At 65.8% G+C, this 16,720-nt stretch carries 13 protein-coding genes and 1 riboswitch; of the genes, 3 read left to right on the forward strand and 10 right to left on the reverse strand.

Annotated elements, in window-relative coordinates:
• Nucleotides 1–100: 100 nt before the first annotated feature.
• From AC1MCD_RS11845 to AC1MCD_RS11860, 4 genes are all read right to left on the reverse strand, one after another.
• A complete protein-coding gene (locus AC1MCD_RS11845) occupies nt 101–343 on the reverse strand; it encodes an RNA-binding protein (protein ID WP_056349097.1) in 243 nt (80 codons plus the stop codon).
• A gap of 1 nt (nt 344) precedes the next feature.
• A complete protein-coding gene (rpsP, locus tag AC1MCD_RS11850; protein WP_190989827.1) occupies nt 345–761 on the reverse strand; it encodes a 30S ribosomal protein S16 in 417 nt (138 codons plus the stop codon).
• Nucleotides 762–973: 212 nt separating this feature from the next.
• Nucleotides 974–1,411 carry a hypothetical protein gene (locus AC1MCD_RS11855; RefSeq protein WP_190989826.1) on the reverse strand — a complete coding sequence of 146 codons (438 nt, stop codon included), beginning with the start codon at nt 1,409–1,411 and terminating at the stop codon, nt 974–976.
• 113 nt (nt 1,412–1,524) lie between these two features.
• Nucleotides 1,525–2,400, reverse strand: a complete 876-nt coding sequence (locus tag AC1MCD_RS11860; protein WP_498672155.1) for a VOC family protein — start codon at nt 2,398–2,400, stop codon at nt 1,525–1,527.
• 118 nt (nt 2,401–2,518) lie between these two features.
• A riboswitch (TPP riboswitch) is annotated at nt 2,519–2,626 on the forward strand.
• A gap of 109 nt (nt 2,627–2,735) precedes the next feature.
• On the opposite strand from AC1MCD_RS11860, the gene thiC reads away from it, so the two are divergent.
• The gene (gene thiC, locus AC1MCD_RS11865) at nt 2,736–4,514 is read left to right on the forward strand and encodes a phosphomethylpyrimidine synthase ThiC (protein ID WP_498678308.1); all 1,779 of its coding nucleotides are present in this window, start codon (nt 2,736–2,738) and stop codon (nt 4,512–4,514) included.
• Here the strand turns inward: thiC and AC1MCD_RS11870 are convergent.
• Both AC1MCD_RS11870 and ffh read right to left on the reverse strand, forming a co-directional pair.
• Entirely contained in the window at nt 4,497–5,231 is a 735-nt protein-coding gene (locus AC1MCD_RS11870) for an alpha/beta hydrolase (RefSeq protein WP_498672157.1), read from the reverse strand. The two genes, thiC and AC1MCD_RS11870, sit on opposite strands and share 18 nt — an antisense overlap.
• A gap of 104 nt (nt 5,232–5,335) precedes the next feature.
• Nucleotides 5,336–6,916, reverse strand: coding sequence for a signal recognition particle protein (gene ffh / locus AC1MCD_RS11875; RefSeq protein WP_498672159.1), 1,581 nt, complete (start codon nt 6,914–6,916; stop codon nt 5,336–5,338).
• Between the two features lie 88 nt (nt 6,917–7,004).
• Here ffh and AC1MCD_RS11880 point away from each other — a divergent pair, with 88 nt between their 5' ends.
• The gene (locus tag AC1MCD_RS11880; RefSeq protein ID WP_498672162.1) at nt 7,005–8,408 is read left to right on the forward strand and encodes a glucose-6-phosphate dehydrogenase; all 1,404 of its coding nucleotides are present in this window, start codon (nt 7,005–7,007) and stop codon (nt 8,406–8,408) included.
• A gap of 86 nt (nt 8,409–8,494) precedes the next feature.
• Here AC1MCD_RS11880 and AC1MCD_RS11885 read toward each other — a convergent pair whose 3' ends face one another.
• Nucleotides 8,495–8,833: a P-II family nitrogen regulator gene (locus AC1MCD_RS11885; protein ID WP_056349123.1), complete on the reverse strand. Its 339-nt coding sequence runs from the start codon at nt 8,831–8,833 to the stop codon at nt 8,495–8,497.
• Complete coding sequence (locus tag AC1MCD_RS11890) at nt 8,830–10,179, reverse strand: ammonium transporter (RefSeq protein WP_498672163.1); 1,350 nt, start codon at nt 10,177–10,179, stop codon at nt 8,830–8,832. The genes AC1MCD_RS11885 and AC1MCD_RS11890 overlap by 4 nt, the downstream gene beginning before the upstream one ends.
• Nucleotides 10,180–10,498: 319 nt before the next feature.
• On the opposite strand from AC1MCD_RS11890, the gene AC1MCD_RS11895 reads away from it, so the two are divergent.
• Nucleotides 10,499–11,647, forward strand: coding sequence for an MFS transporter (locus AC1MCD_RS11895; RefSeq protein ID WP_498678310.1), 1,149 nt, complete (start codon nt 10,499–10,501; stop codon nt 11,645–11,647).
• Nucleotides 11,648–11,707: 60 nt separating this feature from the next.
• Here the strand turns inward: AC1MCD_RS11895 and ftsY are convergent, their stop codons facing one another.
• Nucleotides 11,708–12,910 carry a signal recognition particle-docking protein FtsY gene (gene ftsY, locus AC1MCD_RS11900; protein ID WP_498672166.1) on the reverse strand — a complete coding sequence of 401 codons (1,203 nt, stop codon included), beginning with the start codon at nt 12,908–12,910 and terminating at the stop codon, nt 11,708–11,710.
• 54 nt (nt 12,911–12,964) lie between these two features.
• On the reverse strand, nt 12,965–16,555 hold the full coding sequence (gene smc / locus AC1MCD_RS11905; RefSeq protein WP_498672168.1) for a chromosome segregation protein SMC: 3,591 nt from the start codon (nt 16,553–16,555) through the stop codon (nt 12,965–12,967).
• Between the last annotated feature and the right edge of the window lie 165 nt (nt 16,556–16,720).

The following is a 16,720-nucleotide window of genomic DNA, read 5'->3' on the forward strand; positions in this document are numbered from 1 at the left end:
CCGGTTGTGGGATGATCCACGGTGTTCTGATGAAAGCACTCCGGCCCCTCCACCTTGACGGGTGGAAGGGCCGGAGCAAAAAACTGATACTGCCGAGCGCTTAGCGGCGGCGGTCGGTGTCGACGACGTCGACCCTGACCGGTTCGCCGTCTGCCAGTGCCGCCACAACGGTGCGCAGTGCACGTGCGGTGCGGCCCTGGCGGCCGATCACCCGTCCCAGGTCGTCCTGATGAACACGGACCTCGAGGGTGTCCCCGCGGCGGTTGTTCTTCGAGCTGACCTTGACATCTTCCGGCGAATCAACGATTCCCCGGACCAGGTGTTCGAGCGCTTCTGCCAGCAATCTACTCAGCCTCGGTGGCTTCTGCTTCGGCCGGAGCCTCGGCTGCGTCAGACTGCTTTGCCTTCTTGGTGATGGCTTCCGGGATGATCACGGAACCCTTTTCCGGGGCAACAAAGGCAGCCTTGGGAGCCTTGGTCTTCAGGGTGCCTTCCTGACCCGGCAGGCCCTTGAACTTCTGCCAGTCACCGGTGATCTTGAGGATCGCGGCAACCTGCTCGGACGGCTGTGCGCCGACGCCGAGCCAGTACTGGGCACGGTCCGTGTCGACCTCGATGTATGAGGGCTCTTCGGTGGGGTGGTACTTGCCGATCTCTTCGATGGCACGGCCATCACGCTTGGAGCGTGCGTCCATGACGACGATGCGGTAGTACGGTGCGCGCATTTTGCCAAAGCGCTTAAGGCGAATCTTTACGGCCACTTTTGTGGTCACTCCTGTTTCAGAAAAGGGTTGAACCGACGTTCTGCACCCGTGGGGCGGGCCGTACTTGAGGGTTCGAAGGACAGGATCCGGACGCGGAGAGAGGGGCCACGCAGATCGAGTACCTGTTTATTGTGCCAGATCAGCGCCAGGATTTCGACTTGACACGTCGGGATGGGGCAGACCGGCGGACGCGGCGGCCTCTTGCGGGTCTAGGATGACCAGACGTACAAACCGGTGCGATCGGCGTCGTCGATTCCGCCGGCGAGCTCGGCAAGCTGCTGGACATACGTCCGGGCGTCAGCCGCGCCGAAGGGCATGTCGTCCTGGGCGGCCCATTTTTCGGCCACGTCATCCAGCACGTTGCCCTCGCCCTCAGTCTCATAGGTGAGGAGGTCCGCGAGAGCCCGGACCATGGCCGGCGGAACTCCAAGGAGGGAGTCGCTGGAAACGTCAACCATGGCGAGTTCGTACCCCTCACCACCGGCGTGGACCGCGGCCCCGGCGAGATCGCCCAGCTGTTCGATTTCGAAATCACTGACGCCAGGTATCCGCAGCGCGGGGCCGGACGGCGAGCCGCCGGCATCGAGGACGCCGGCGCGCTTCAGCGCGGCGTCGTGGGTAGCTACAAAGATTTCAGTGAAGCCCATGGGAACAGCCCTCATTCCGTCGACGGTGCGGCCCAGACGGGCAGCATAGGGTGCCGCCCCGGCCGTTCGAAATCAGCCTAGTGCATGGCAGCCCGCACTTCCGGCCACCGGTCTCAGCGGACAGCAACCCGGATGTTGTTACGCCAGGGATCCTCGAACCGCAGCTCGGCGCCAGTGTGGTGGGAGGCCACCCCGGCGACCTTCAAGCGGTCAGCGAGGGCTCCGACGTCGTCACCGGAAGCCACCTCGATGAGCACCTCGCCAAGGCCCAGAGTGTCTTTGCGCGGCCCGGCACCGCGGCTGTTCCAGACATTCATGGCCATGTGGTGGTGATACCGGCCGGCCGAGACAAACAGGGCCTGGCCATGCCAGCCTGCGGTCTTTTCGAAGCCCAGGGTGCCCACGTAGAAATCGTGCGCGGACTGGACATCCCCCACCTGGAGGTGGATATGGCCCACGCCCGCTTCGGTACCCAGCTGGCCCTCCAGGGATGCCTGGGACAGGTGCTGCTCGAGGTAGCGCTGCGGCGGCAGCGCCAGGCTGTCCATCACCACTTCGGTGCCGTTCCAGGACCAGTTTTTGCGGGGGCGGTCCCAGTAGAGCTCGATACCGTTGCCCTCGGGGTCGTTGAAGTAGAAGGCCTCGCTGACAAGGTGGTCGGCACTGCCGGTGAAAAGCCGGGGATCGAACTGGGCGGCGGTGGCCACGGTGGCAGCCAGCGCAGCCTGGTCGTCAAAGAGCAGAGCCGTATGGAAGAGCCCGGCCTCTCCCCTGCCCGGCAAGTGCAGGGACGGCGCGGGCGCCAGGTGGACCAGGGGGCGGTTGAGGCGGCCAAGGTAAACGCCACCATCCTCTTCGGCGACCACCTCCAGGCCCAGGGCGCGCTGGTAGTAATCCGTCATCAGCTTCATGTCGCCCACCTTGAGCATCACTGTGCCCATGGAGAGGTCGGCAGGTAGAAGATCCTGGTTGGTGGCTTCTGCAGTCATGTGAACGCTCCCGATCCGCCGGCCTTCGGGATTGAAGACCGTTATGCCTCTAATTTACTTGAAGCTTCAATTTAATTCAAGTGTTCCGAAGGATCCCGCATCGGCTGTGGTAGCTTCGTCTTGACCACACGGGTGCCCTTGCAGGGGCTGAGATCGGGCTGACGCGGCCTGCGACCGTTGAACCTGTCCGGGTAATGCCGGCGAAGGAAGTGAGTATTCCCTTGAGTACGCAAAAAGCATGGCCCATTCCTGCCCAAAATGCGACAGCCACCGGCTTCGCGGGAGCGGAAGCGGGCACCGCACGGGCCGAATCCCCATCGACGCCGGCCCAACCCGTGGAAAGCCGGTCCTTGGAATCCCACTCGCTGGCGTATATCAGCGATGGAAGTACCGGAATCAGGGTGCCCGTCACCGAAATCGCCCTCGACCCGTCACCCAACGGCGAGGAGAACGGCCCCTTCCGGGTCTACCGCACGGCCGGTCCCGGCAGCGATCCGGTGGTGGGGCTCAGCCCGTTCCGGTGCGCCTGGATCGAAGCGCGCGGTGACACAGTGCCGTACAGCGGCCGGGAACGGAACCTGCTCGACGACGGCAAATCGGCCGTCCGCCGCGGCGCCGCCTCCGCGGAGTGGAAGGGCGAACAGCCGGTGCCCCGCCGCGCCGTCGGCGGCAAAACCGTCACGCAAATGCACTATGCCCGCCGGGGAATGGTGACGCCCGAGATGCAGTTCGTGGCCCTCCGCGAAAACTGCGACGTGGAACTGGTCCGCAGCGAAGTGGCCGCCGGCCGCGCCATCATCCCGAACAACATCAACCACCCGGAATCCGAGCCCATGATCATCGGCAAGGCCTTCCTGGTAAAGATCAACGCCAACATCGGCAACTCGGCCGTCACCAGCTCCATTGCCGAGGAGGTGGACAAACTGCAGTGGGCCACGCAGTGGGGCTCGGATACAGTGATGGACCTCTCCACCGGCGACGACATCCACACCACCCGTGAATGGCTCATCCGCAATTCACCCGTGCCCATCGGGACTGTGCCGATCTACCAGGCGCTGGAGAAAGTCAACGGTGAGGCCAACAAGCTGACGTGGGAGATTTTCCGCGACACCGTGATCGAACAGTGCGAGCAGGGCGTGGACTACATGACCATCCACGCCGGCGTGCTGCTGCGTTATGTGCCCCTCACCGCCAACCGCGTCACGGGCATCGTCTCGCGCGGCGGGTCCATCATGGCCGGCTGGTGCCTCGCCCACCACCAGGAGAACTTCCTCTACACCCACTTCGATGAGCTGTGCGAAATCTTTGCCCAGTACGATGTCGCCTTCTCCCTGGGTGACGGGCTGCGCCCGGGAGCGACGGCGGACGCCAATGACCCGGCCCAGTTCGCCGAACTGGACACCCTGGCCGAGTTGACCCAGCGGGCTTGGGCCTTCGACGTGCAGGTGATGGTGGAGGGCCCCGGTCACATCCCGTTCCATCTGGTCCGGGAGAATGTGGAACGCCAGCAGGAGCTGTGCAAGGGCGCCCCGTTCTACACACTGGGGCCGCTGGTGACTGACATCGCACCCGGTTATGACCACATCACCTCGGCCATAGGAGCCACCGAAATCGCCCGGTACGGCACCGCCATGCTCTGCTACGTGACGCCGAAGGAGCACTTGGGCCTGCCCAACAAGGACGACGTCAAGACCGGCGTGATCACGTACAAGATCGCTGCCCACGCTGCCGACCTCGCCAAGGGCCACCCGGGAGCCCACGAGCGGGACGATGCCCTGTCCAAGGCGAGGTTCGAATTCCGCTGGCGCGACCAGTTTGCGCTGTCCCTGGATCCGGTGACCGCCGAGGCGTTCCACGACGAGACCCTGCCGGCTGAGCCCGCCAAGACCGCGCACTTCTGCTCCATGTGCGGTCCGAAGTTTTGCTCGATGAGGATCAGCCAGGACATCCGGGACGAGTACGGCTCCGCTGATGCCCAGGCTGCCATTGCCGGGATTTACAGCGGCATGCGGGAAAAAAGCGAGGAGTTCCTGGCCAGGGGCGCGAAGGTATACCTGCCCGAACCGCAGGTCCCCCGGCCCGCCGGGGCCGTGCCCTCAGGAGGCCTGGACTGAGTGTGACCGGCTGACGTCGGCAATGAAGGACCGGATGGCACGGTCGCCTTCAACTGAATCCTGAGGCCGGTGCCCGCCCGCGGCAATGCGGTGCAGGGCGCCGGTCTCCTTCAGGTAACCGGCGATCTCCTCATAAAGCGGCTCCCATCCGCCGGTCAACACCATGGTGGCGACGCCCGGCACAATGTGCAGCGGAGCTTCCCACGAGGGTGCCTGCAACCGGAGCCGGCGCGCCGAACGCCGCTCCTCCGTGGACGCAGGCTCGTGAAGATCCACGGCGAACATGCGCCGGACGTATTCGCGCTGGAAGTCGTCGTCGCCCAGTTGATGCCTGACATCGAAAAGCGGTTGCATGAGGGCACGGTGCGCGGCCGTGGCGGGCAGCTCAGCAGTCAACGACAAACACGCCGGCTCCACAAGCGTCAGTGAGTACACCAGATCCGGGCGTTGGACGGCTGCCAACATGGCGGAAATAGCACCCTCGGCATGCGCTACGATATGACCGCCTGCTGCCCCCCGGCCATCATCCGCCAAGGATTTCAGCACGATCGCGGTGTCCGCATCAAAGGAGGATTCAACCGGTTCAGCGACGGGGTCGAAACCATGCCGCCGCAGGAAAAGTGCATCGTATTTCAGCGCCATGCCGTGCTGCCGCGGCCAAGCCGCCGCACCGAAGGGTCCGGCGCCGTGCACGAACACTATCCTCTGCTTGAACATGACCCAACCCTATTCCACGGCAGTGACATCAAAAGTAAGTAGCAGCAGGTGTCGTTTAGAGCGTTCAAAACGACACCTGCTGCTACCTGGTTGAGTGGAAAGGGTTACTTGCCGAGGAACTTGTCGAAGCCCTTGGGCAGGTTCAGCTGTGAGGGATCGAAGTCGCCGGACTGCTGGCCGAACGCCGCGCCGGTCGGCAGGGCCTTGGCCGCACCGGCGCGCCGGGCCTCGGCATCCTTAAGTTCCTGGGCCGCCTTGGCCGGGTTGCCGGAACGCGCCTTCTTCTTCGGGGCGTTCTTGCCATTCTTCCGCGCGCCACCGGGACCGCCCATGCCGGGCATCCCTGGCATTCCGGGCATGCCGCCGCCCTGGGCCATCTTCTTCATCATCTTCTGGGCCTGGGCGAAACGCTCCAGCAGGCCGTTGACCTCGGATACGTGCACACCGGAACCCCTGGCGATGCGGGCGCGGCGGGAGCCGTTGATGATCTTCGGCGCCACGCGCTCGTGCGGCGTCATGGAGCGGACGATCGCCTCGACGCGGTCGATCTCACGCTCGTCGAAGTTCTCGAGCTGCTGGCGGATATTCTGCGCGCCGGGCATCATCATGAGCATTTTCTTCATGGAGCCCATATTGCGGATCTGCTGCATCTGGGCCAGGAAGTCGTCCAGGGTGAAGTCTTCCTGGTCGGCGAACTTCTTCGCCATCCGGGCTGCTTCGTCCTTGTCCCAGTTCTTTTCTGCCTGCTCGATCAGGGTGAGGACGTCACCCATGTCCAGGATGCGGGAGGCCATCCGGTCCGGGTGGAAGAGCTCAAAGTCGTCCACACCTTCACCGGTGGATGCGAACATCACCGGCTTGCCGGTTACCGACGCAACCGAAAGCGCGGCACCGCCGCGGGCGTCGCCGTCGAGCTTTGACAGCACGATGCCCGTGAAGTTGACGCCTTCATCGAACGCCATCGCCGTGTTCACGGCGTCCTGGCCGATCATGGAGTCGATCACAAACAGAACTTCATTGGGGACGATGGCGCGGCGAATCTGGCGCGCCTGCTCCATCATCTCGGCGTCGACACCCAGGCGGCCGGCGGTATCGACGATGACAACGTCGTGCAGCTTCTGGCGGGCTTCCTCGACGCCGGCACGGGCGACGGCGACAGGGTCACCGGCGGGGTGCTCGAGTTCGGAGGTGGCTCCGGGGTGCGGCGCGAAGACGGGCACGCCGGCGCGTTTGCCCACCACCTGGAGCTGGGTGACAGCATTGGGGCGCTGGAGGTCACACGCCACCAGCAGAGGGCTGTGCCCCTGGGCCTTGAGCCATTTGGAGAGCTTGCCTGCCAGGGTGGTCTTGCCCGCGCCCTGCAGGCCGGCCAGCATGATGATGGTGGGGCCGGTCTTGGCCAGGCGGATGCGGCGGGTCTCGCCGCCGAGGATCTCCACCAGTTCCTCGTTGACGATCTTCACGATCTGCTGGCTGGGGTTCAGCGCCCCGGAGACCTCAGCGCCCAGGGAACGCTCACGGACGCGGGCGGTGAACTCGCGCACCACGGGTACGGCAACGTCGGCATCCAGGAGGGCGCGGCGGATCTCGCGGACTGTGGCATCAACGTCAGCCTCAGTGAGGCGGCCCTTGCCACGGAGGTTCTTGAAGGTTGCTGTCAACCGGTCAGAGAGTGAATTGAACACGCGCCGCGCACTTCTTTCAGTGGAGTTACAGGGGGGACTCGACTATCTAGGGTACCAAGACGGGCCTGCATGATGGCATGCTGGCAAGGTGACGAGCCAAACGAGTGTAAAAACCCTGCTCATCCTGGGTGCCTCCGGGGATCTGACCGGCCGCCTGCTCCTTCCGGGCCTGGCCCGGCTGGTGGCGAAGGGCCGCGCCGAAGGACTGAACCTGGTGGGGGCCGGCTCTGATGCCTGGAGTCCTGACCAGTGGCAGGCGCGGGTCCACGACGCCTTCGCTGCTGCTTCGAAGGAGGCGGACGCCGCCGGAAGGAAAGCGCTCAAGGCTTTGGAGGGAGCCACGGCTTACCATCAGCTTGATGTCACCGCGAACGGAGCGCTGGCTGCTTTGCTGGCCGGGCTGGAAGGCCCCACCGCCATCTACTTCGCTTTGCCTCCCCGCATCAGCCAGCTGGCATGCGAGTCCCTGCACCGCGACCAGGTGCCGGCCGGCACCCGGTTGGTCATGGAGAAGCCTTTTGGCTCCAGCGAGGCCTCGGCCCGCTCCCTGAACCACACGCTTGCGGGGCTGGTGCCGGAGGACCATATCCACCGGGTGGACCATTTCCTGGGGAAAGCGACGGTGCTGAACATCCTGGGCCTGCGCTTCGCGAACAATTTCCTTGAGCCCGTCTGGAACCGTGAACACGTGGAGAAGGTGGAGATCATCTTCGACGAGGACCTGGCATTGGAGGGACGGGCACGGTATTACGATTCCGCAGGGGCGCTGCGGGACATGATCCAGAGCCACCTCCTGCAGATCATGGCGCTGCTGGCCATTGAACCGCCCGCTACCATCGGCGAACGCGACCTGCGCGACGCGGTGGCAACGGTGCTGCGGGCCAGCAGCATCAGCGCGCCGTACGCCAAGTCCACGCACCGCGCCAGGTACACGGCGGGTTCGATCGCGGGCAAGAAAGTCCCGGACTACGCCAAGGAGCAGGGTGTGGATGCAGCGCGGGAAACGGAAACCTTGGCGGAGGTCCAGGTGGACATCGACAACTGGCGCTGGAAGGGAGTGCCCTTCATCCTGCGTTCCGGCAAGGCCCTCGGCACCAAACGCAAGGAGGCCGTGGTCACGTTCCTCCCGGTCCCGCACCTTCCGGGTGGATTCACCGGGGTGGACTCCCCCAACCAGCTGCGGATCGGCTTCGGGCCGGACACGCTGCAGTTCGACGTCGACGTCAACGGTCCCGGCAATATTTTCTCGCTGGGCCGGGTCACCCTGAACGCGGAGCTCAGCGATTCGGAGCTGTTGCCGTACGGCGAAGTGCTGGAAGGTGTGCTGAACGGCGATCCCCTGCTGTCGGTCCGCGGGGACACCGCGGAGGACTGCTGGCGGATCCTCGAGCCGGTGCTGAAGGCCTGGCAGCGCGGGACGGTACCCCTGGAAGAATACGACGCCGGGTCGGCAGGTCCCGCAGGCTGGCCGGGTTCTGTGCCGGCGGAGTAAGCCACAACGGACAGAGCGGGCAGGGAACCTGGTTCCCTGCCCGCTCTGTCCGTTCTTGTCGCCGATACGCCCGGCGACAGCGGCTGTTAGATCGCTGCCACGCCGCGTTCGCCCGTGCGTACCCTGACCGCCTCGAAGACGTCCACAGTCCAGACCTTGCCGTCGCCTGCGCGTCCAGTGTTGGAGCTGGCGATGATGACATCCAGGATGTCATCAGCCTGTTCGTCCGTGGCGAGCACTTCCACCCGGATCTTGGGCAGGAGGTCCACGTTGTATTCGGCGCCACGGTAGACCTCGGTGTAGCCGCGCTGCCGGCCGTAACCGCTGGCCGCGCTGACCGTCAGTCCCTGGACTCCGTAGGACTCCAGGCCTTCCCGGATGGCTTCGAGCTTCTCCGGGCGGACAATGGCTGTGATCAATTTCATGCTTCCACGCTTTCCTTGCCGGCAGCCGGCTCCGTCTTCTTGGCTGCGGACAGCTCGCCTTCACTGGAGGGTGACTTTCCGGTGATCAGTTCGTGGAGGGGCTGGAAGCTCCCGCCCTGGCCGCCAACACCGAATTCGTAGGCGGTCTCAGCGTGCAGGCTGAGGTCCACGCCAACTGCTTCCTGTTCCTGGGAGACGCGGAAGCCCATGGTCTTGTGGATGGCGAGGGCGATGATCGCCGTCAGGATTGCCGAGTAGGCGATGGCGATGCCGGCTGCTGCGAGCTGCGCCCAAAGCTGGGTGAAGCCGCCGCCGTAAAAGAGGCCGCCGCCCACACCGTCGGCGGGGAGGGCGATGAAGCCCAGTGCAACCGTGCCGATGATGCCCGATACCAGGTGGACACCGACAACATCGAGGGAGTCATCGAAGCCCCAGCGGAACTTGAGTCCGACGGCCAAGGCGGAGGCCACACCGGCGACCACACCGAGGCCGAGGGCACCGACGGGGCTGACGTTTGCACAAGCAGGGGTGATGGCGACCAAGCCGGCAACAACACCGGAGGCGGCACCGAGGGAGGTGGGGTGGCCGTCGCGGATGCGTTCGGTAACGAGCCAGCCGAGCATGGCTGCGGCCGGAGCCGCGAGTGTGTTGATCCAGATCAGGCCGCCCTGCTCCGCCGTGGTAGCCGCACCGGCGTTGAAGCCGAACCAGCCGAACCAGAGGATGGCTGCACCCAGCATGACGAACGGGATGTTGTGCGGGCGGTGGTTCGGGTCCTTGCCGAAGCCCCGGCGGTTGCCGATGATCAGGACGAGGACGAGGGCCGCGACACCGGCGTTGATGTGGACAACCGTGCCACCGGCGAAGTCGATGGCCGGGCCGAGCGCCTGTCCAATGGCACCCTCGGGGCCGAACAGCCCGCCACCCCAGATCATGTAAGCCAAGGGGCAGTAGACCAGCGTGACCCAGACGGGCACAAAGACGGTCCAGGCGCCGAACTTGGCGCGGTCAGCGATCGCGCCGCTGATCAGGGCCACCGTGATGATGGCGAAGGTGGCTGCGTAACCTACCTTGATCAGGCCGTCGGGAGTGGTGATGCCTTCAAGGCCGAAGGTGGCGAACGGGTTTCCGACGATCTGGAAGAATCCTTCCCCGGAGCTCATCGAGGCGCCCCAGAGCACCCAGACCACACCGACCATGCCGATGGAGATGAAGCTCATCATCATCATGTTCAGCGCAGCTTTGGCGCGTGTCATGCCGCCGTAGAAAAATGCCAGACCCGGTGTCATGAACAGCACGAGTGCTGCTGCCACCATGAGCCATACGTGACCTGCGGTAAGTTCCATGGTGCACGTCCTCCCTCTTATCGATGCTGCGGATATGTTCCGCCTGCCAACGCCTTTTGCGTCCTGAAAAGAGTTTGTCTGCGCCGTGTTTCTACCGCTGAGGTATTTCATTGCTGGTTTGTTACAACAACCTCTAGGAAGTAAATGGTGCATATCTGTCTTGTTACGGTTATGTTTCACCACTTCCACCGGCCCCTGGCCCTATGCCCTGCAAGGAAACCAGTATCATGACGGCAGCCACCCTGTGAGCCGCGCCACCTCAAGGATTTTCGCCGTCATCCGGCCGGACCGGCCCGCACTCCCGCGCGACGTGAAGGTGATGCTCGCCGCCGCCTTCCTGATCGCCCTCGGTTTCGGACTCGTTGCGCCCGTCCTGCCGCAATTTGCCACCACATTCGACGTCGGGGCGACGGCCGCCGCGGTGATCGTGAGCATCTTTGCCTTCATGCGGCTGGTGTTCGCCCCGGCCGGGGGCGCCCTCATTGGCCGCCTCGGCGAACGGCCCGTTTATGTGTCCGGCCTGCTGATCGTGGCAGTCTCGACGGCGGCCTGTGCGTTCGCCCAGAACTACTGGCAGCTCCTGATCTTCCGCGGCCTCGGCGGAGTGGGTTCGGTGATGTTCACCGTGGCTTCGATGGCGCTTGTGGTCCGACTGGCACCGCCTGAGAGCCGCGGACGGGTGTCCGGCGCTTACGCCTCCGCTTTCCTGGTCGGCAGCGTCCTGGGACCGGTGGTCGGCGGCCTGCTGGCCGGGTTCGGGCTGCGGGTGCCATTCCTTTGCTACGCCGCGGCACTTGTCCTTGCTGCCATCGTGGTGCAGACCCAGCTCAGCCACACACCGTCCTCAGCGCGGTCTGCCGGCGACCGGGCCCCGGCCATGCGTTTTGGCGACGCCCTCGGAGTGGGTGCCTACCGCTCGGTGCTGGTGTCGAGCTTCGCCAATGGCTGGGCAACATTCGGGGTGCGGATGGCCACCGTCCCGCTCTTTGCTGTTGCCGCGCTGGGGGCAGGCCCTGAAACCGCGGGCCTGGCCCTGGCCGTGTTTGCCGGCGGCAACGCGGCCGCACTGACATTTTCCGGACGGCTGGCCGACAGCCTGGGCCGGAAGCCGATGATGATCGCTGGACTCGCTGTGGCCGGGGTGGCCACGGCCGCCATCGGCTTCACCTCGGAGCTCGGCTGGTTCCTGACTGCCTCCGCCGTGGCCGGAGTGGGCTCGGGCCTCCTGGGGCCGGCTCAGCAGGCCGCCGTGGCCGACGTTATCGGGAGCGAGCGGTCCGGCGGGAAGGTCCTGGCTGCCTACCAGATGACCTCAGACATCGGAGCGATTGCCGGGCCGGTTCTGGTGGGATTCCTCGCGGATCGGCTGGGGTACGGCTGGGCGTTTGGCGTCACCGGCGGCGTCCTGGTGGTAGCAGCCGCCTGCTGGTCGGTCACACGCGAACCCCTTAAACGCATCGAGGGGTGAGATCCCAGCGCTAAAGCGTGCGCTTAGCGGCGGGATCCCACCCCTCGACGGGCCCAGCCCTTAGTTGAGCAGGGCGTCCACAAAGGCCTCGGCGTCAAAGGGAGCCAGGTCATCGGCGCCCTCGCCGAGCCCGATGAGCTTGACCGGCACGCCCAGCGACTTCTGGATGGCAACCACGATGCCGCCCTTGGCCGTGCCATCCAGCTTGGTGAGGACGATGCCGGTGATGTTCACGACCTCGGCGAAGACCCGGGCCTGGTTGAGGCCGTTCTGGCCGGTGGTGGCATCCAGGACCAGCAGTACCTCGTCCACCTCGGCGAGCTTCTCGATGACACGCTTGACCTTGCCGAGTTCGTCCATCAGGCCGGTCTTGTTCTGCAGGCGGCCCGCGGTGTCGATCATGACAACGTCGACTTCCTGGTCAATGCCTGCCTTGACCGCCTCATAGGCGACTGAGGCAGGGTCCGCGCCGTCGACGTCGGACTTCACCGTGGGAACGCCCACGCGCTGTCCCCACGTGGCCAGCTGCTCGGCCGCGGCAGCGCGGAAGGTGTCCGCCGCGCCCAGCAGGACATCCTTGTCCTCGGCCACAAGCACGCGGGCGAGCTTGCCCACCGTAGTGGTTTTGCCCACGCCGTTGACGCCCACCACCAGCACGATGGCCGGCTTGTCCCCGTGCCGCTGAGTATTGAGGCTGCGGTCCATGGTGGGATCCACGAGCTTGATGAGTTCCTCGCGGAGCAATTCCTTGACCTGTTCGGGGGTCCTGGTGCCGAGGACCTTCACCCGTTCCCGGAGGGCGTCAACCAGCTGCATGGTGGGTTCGGTCCCCAGGTCTGCCAGCAGGAGGGTTTCCTCAACTTCGTCCCAGACGTCTTCGTCGATCTTGTCACTGGAGAGCAGGGCGAGCAGGCCCTTGCCCAGGATGTTGTTGGACCGGACCAGGCGCTCACGGAGGCGGGTGAGGCGGCCGGCCACCGGCAGGGGAGTCTCCACGCGGATGGTTTCGAGGCCTGCCGCGTCGTCCGGTACGTCGGTGATTTCAAGGTCTTCGAGGTCGACGCCGGCCGGAGCCTGCCGCTCCGCCGGGACCACGGGGGCGTCCTCCAGCAGCGTTCCCCCGCCACCGACGGGGTCATTGGCGTCACGCGTTCCCGGGTACTGGTTGATATTTTTCCGCGTCTTCATCAGGACCGGAATCAGCCCGCCGATAACCACCAGGGCAGCAACAATGGACAGAATAATGGGGAGGATGTCATTCACTCCCCTAGCTTCTCACAAAGGCGGCAGGCGCTTGCGGCCGCAACCGGCACCGATCTAGACGTCCACTCCGAGTCGCTGGCTGATGACGGTGGACACTCCGTCGCCCCGCATGGTGACGCCATAGAGTGCGTCGGCGACTTCCATGGTGCGCTTCTGGTGGGTGATCACGATCAGCTGACTGGATTCCCGGAGTTCCTCGAAGATGGTGATGAGCCGGCCAAGGTTGGTGTCGTCGAGCGCGGCCTCCACTTCATCCATTACGTAGAACGGCGACGGCCGGGCCTTGAAGATGGCCACCAGCAGGGCCACTGCGGTGAGCGACCGTTCCCCGCCGGAGAGCAGTGAGAGCCGCTTGATCTTCTTGCCGGCCGGCCGCGCCTCCACCTCGATGCCCGTGGTGAGCATGTCTGACGGGTCGGTCAGGATCAGGCGGCCTTCGCCGCCCGGGAAGAGCCGGCCAAAGACGCGGACGAACTGTGCCTGGGTGTCTTCAAAGGCCTCGGCAAAGACCCGCTGCACCCGGTCGTCCACTTCCTTGATGATGTCCAGCAGGTCCTTGCGGCTGGACCTGAGGTCCTCGAGTTGGGTGCTGAGGAACTGGTGCCGCTCCTCAAGCGCCGCAAATTCCTCCAGCGCCAAGGGATTGACCTTCCCCAGTGCAGACAGGTCCCGTTCTGCCTTGCGGAGGCGCCTCTCCTGTTCGTCCCGGACAAACGGCTTGCCTTCGATGATCGCCGCGCCGGCCTCATCCACGGGTGCGCGGAGGGCGGCCCATTTGTCGCCTTTTTCCTCCGCCGGGACCGGTACGGGAACGTCGGGGCCGTAGTCAGCCAGGAGCACGTCCGGGGTGATGCCAAGTTCGTCGATGGAGCGGGTTTCCAAGGCTTCGATGCGTGCCCGCTGCTGGGCGCGGGCCAGCTCGTCCCGGTGGACCGAATCAGTCAGCACCGCCAGTTCGCGGGCGAGCGAATCGTTGCCCGTTCTGATCGACTGGAGCTCACCGTCCCGCTGCTCCCGGTTCTCCTCGGCGAGATCGCGTTCCTCACGCGCCAGTTCCACGGATACGTCGATGAACCGGATGGCAAGTTCCACGCCTGCCGACACTGCGGCCGCACGCCGCGCCTGCAGCCGCCGGCGGCGTGCCCTTTCCGCGGCCTCTTCCCGGGCCTTGCGTTCGGTGGCGGCCGCACGTTCGAGCGAGACGGCCCGGTTCCGGGTGGCTGCCAGTTGTTCTTCGGTGCTGCGGAGCGAGAGGCGCGCCTCCATCTCGGCGGACCGGGCCAGGGACGCTTCCCGGGCCAGGGCATCGCGCTGTTCCGTGGACGGTTCCTCCTCGGCGGGCGCTTCCTGGGCCGCAGCCAACCGGGCGGCGATGGCTGCAAGCGCCTCCTCCTCGGTCCGCACGTTCGCTTCAGCCTTGGCCAGTGAAGCGGCCAGCCTCTCGCTTTCGCCGACGGCGCTGCGCAGGATTGAGTTCAGGTGCCCCAGCCGTTCGGCGACGGCCGCCAGCCGGGCGTCCGAGTCATGGAGCCTGTCCAGGGCAGCGTCGGCCCTGGCTTGCGCCTTGGTGCGCCTTGCTTCGGCACCGGCGAGGGCGAACCGGTTCCGCTCAAGATCTGCGGTGACAGCGGCGAGGCGGGTTTCGGCGTCGTCGACGGCGGCCTGCACCTCGAGCAGCGACGGCGCCTTCGCGGATCCCCCGGTGACGGTCAGCGCCGTCAGAATGTCGCCTGCCGTGGTCACCGCAGTCAGGTCCGGCCGGTCAGCGACCAGCGTGCAGGCGTCCGCAAGATCGTCGACGACGGCGGCTCCTGCCAGCAGCGCCGCCACCGCCGGCCCGTAGCCCTCACCAGCGGTGACCAGGTCAAAAGCCCAGCGGGCACCAGCAGGCAACGAACCCGCCGTCGTGGGGTTGGGGTGCGCCAGAGGTGCGGCCGATTCCAGCAGCAGGGCGGCGCGGCCGGCGTCATCGTCCTTCAGCAACTGCACCACCGTGGCCGCCACCGCGGGATCCCGGACCACAATTGCCTCGGAAGCATCGCCAAGCGCGGCCGCGATGGCCGTTTCGTAGCCCGGTTCAACGGCGAGCGCCGCTGCGAGCGGGCCTGCAACGCCGTCGAGGCCGGAGCCGAGCACGTGGGCCGCTCCGTCCTTGCGGTTGAGTCCAAGCTGCAGGGCATCACGCCGGGCCACCAGCGCGTCGCGTTCGCGGACAGCTTCCCGTCCCGCGGACGTCAGCCCGGCAATCTCCTGGACCACGGCGTCGAGTTCGGCGCTGGCGTCCTCGTAGTCGGCGTCGAGGGTCTCCTCGCCTTCCTCAACGCCCGCTACCTGGTTTTCGAGGGCAGTGAACTCGGACTGGGCCTTACTGCGGCGGTCCTGCCCGGCTGCTAGTGACTCGCGGAGCCTGCCCAGTTCAGCCTGGGCAGACTCGACCCGCGACCTGGCCGCGCCAACCTGGCCGGCCAGCTTCGCGAGCCCTTCGCGGCGGTCCGCTGCGGCGCGGAGGACTGCAGTGAGCCGTTTATCCTCGGCGGCCGCGGCCCGTTCAGCCTCCGACTTGGCGGCGGTGGCTGACTCCAGCGCGCTGCGCCGATCGAGGATGTGGCGCTCGAGCTCTGTCAGTTCGTCCCGGACCCGGGCGGCCTGCCGCTCCAACTGCTCCGGGTCCCTGCCCGAATACGGTTCAGCGTCAACCGCGCCGAGAAGCCGGCCGCGTTCCTGGGCCAGGGAGCCAAGGGAGCGGAGGCGCTCCCGCGCCGCGTTCAGCCGGTACCACGTGTCCCGCGCCTCGTTGAGCCTTGGCGTGGCCTCTGCAGCGAGTTGTTCGATGGCGGCCTGCTGCCGGCGGCCGACCTCCAGTTCCTGCTCTACGGCGGTCCTGCGGGCTTTCAGGGCTGCCTCGTCCGCGACGTCCTGTGCCAGGGAATTTTGCTCCCGGACCAGATCATCGGCCAATAGCCGCGCGCGTGCGTCCCGGACATCGAACTGGACCCGCTGGGCACGGCGCGCCACGTCGGCCTGCTTGCCGAGCGGCGTCAGCTGGCGCCTGATCTCGCCGGTGAGATCGTTCAGGCGTTGCAGGTTTGCCTGCATGGCCTCAAGCTTTCGCACGGTTTTTTCCTTGCGGCGGCGGTGTTTCAGGATTCCGGCGGCTTCTTCGATGAAACCCCGGCGGTCCTCAGGGGTTGCGTGCAGGATTTTGTCCAGCTGCCCCTGACCCACAATGACGTGCATCTCCCGGCCCAGCCCGGAGTCGGAGAGCAGTTCCTGGATGTCGAGCAGGCGGCAGCCGGCCCCGTTGATGGCGTATTCGGATCCTCCGGAGCGGAACAAGGTCCGGGAGATGGTAACTTCGCTGTATTCAATGGGCAGAGCCCCGTCAGTGTTGTCTATGGTCAAGGAGACGTGGGCCCTGCCCAGCGGCGCACGGCCGGACGTCCCGGCAAAAATGACGTCCTCCATCTTGCCGCCGCGCAACGTCTTGGCCCCCTGCTCCCCCATCACCCAGGACAGGGCGTCCACCACATTGGACTTCCCGGAGCCGTTCGGTCCCACCACGGCCGTGACTCCGGGCTCAAAGTCAAACGTGGTGGCCGACGCGAACGACTTGAATCCCCGGACGGTGAGGCTCTTGAGATGCAAGGTGTTTCGGGTCTCCTGCTTGGCGGGCTGGGCACGGGTATCGGGGGGACGGCCCCTGCTACATACAATCTACTGCGGGGCTAAGACATTTCTGCGCAGATCCGTGCGAAGGCGCCGAGGCCACCGTCGGCTGCATGTGCAGGAATTGTCCCGGACCCGGCATAG

This window comes from Arthrobacter sp. BF1, assembly GCF_056680215.1.

Bases quoted from the DNA above. Each gene is read 5' to 3' on its own strand.
- AC1MCD_RS11855 (WP_190989826.1), bottom strand. From the start codon at position 1,411: ATGGGCTTCACTGAAATCTTTGTAGCTACCCACGACGCCGCGCTGAAG.
- AC1MCD_RS11860 (WP_498672155.1), bottom strand. From the start codon at position 2,400: ATGACTGCAGAAGCCACCAACCAGGATCTTCTACCTGCCGACCTCTCC.
- AC1MCD_RS11870 (WP_498672157.1), bottom strand. From the start codon at position 5,231: ATGTTCAAGCAGAGGATAGTGTTCGTGCACGGCGCCGGACCCTTCGGT.
- AC1MCD_RS11885 (WP_056349123.1), bottom strand. From the start codon at position 8,833: ATGAAATTGATCACAGCCATTGTCCGCCCGGAGAAGCTCGAAGCCATC.
- AC1MCD_RS11890 (WP_498672163.1), bottom strand. From the start codon at position 10,179: ATGGAACTTACCGCAGGTCACGTATGGCTCATGGTGGCAGCAGCACTC.
- AC1MCD_RS11895 (WP_498678310.1), top strand. From the start codon at position 10,499: ATGCTCGCCGCCGCCTTCCTGATCGCCCTCGGTTTCGGACTCGTTGCG.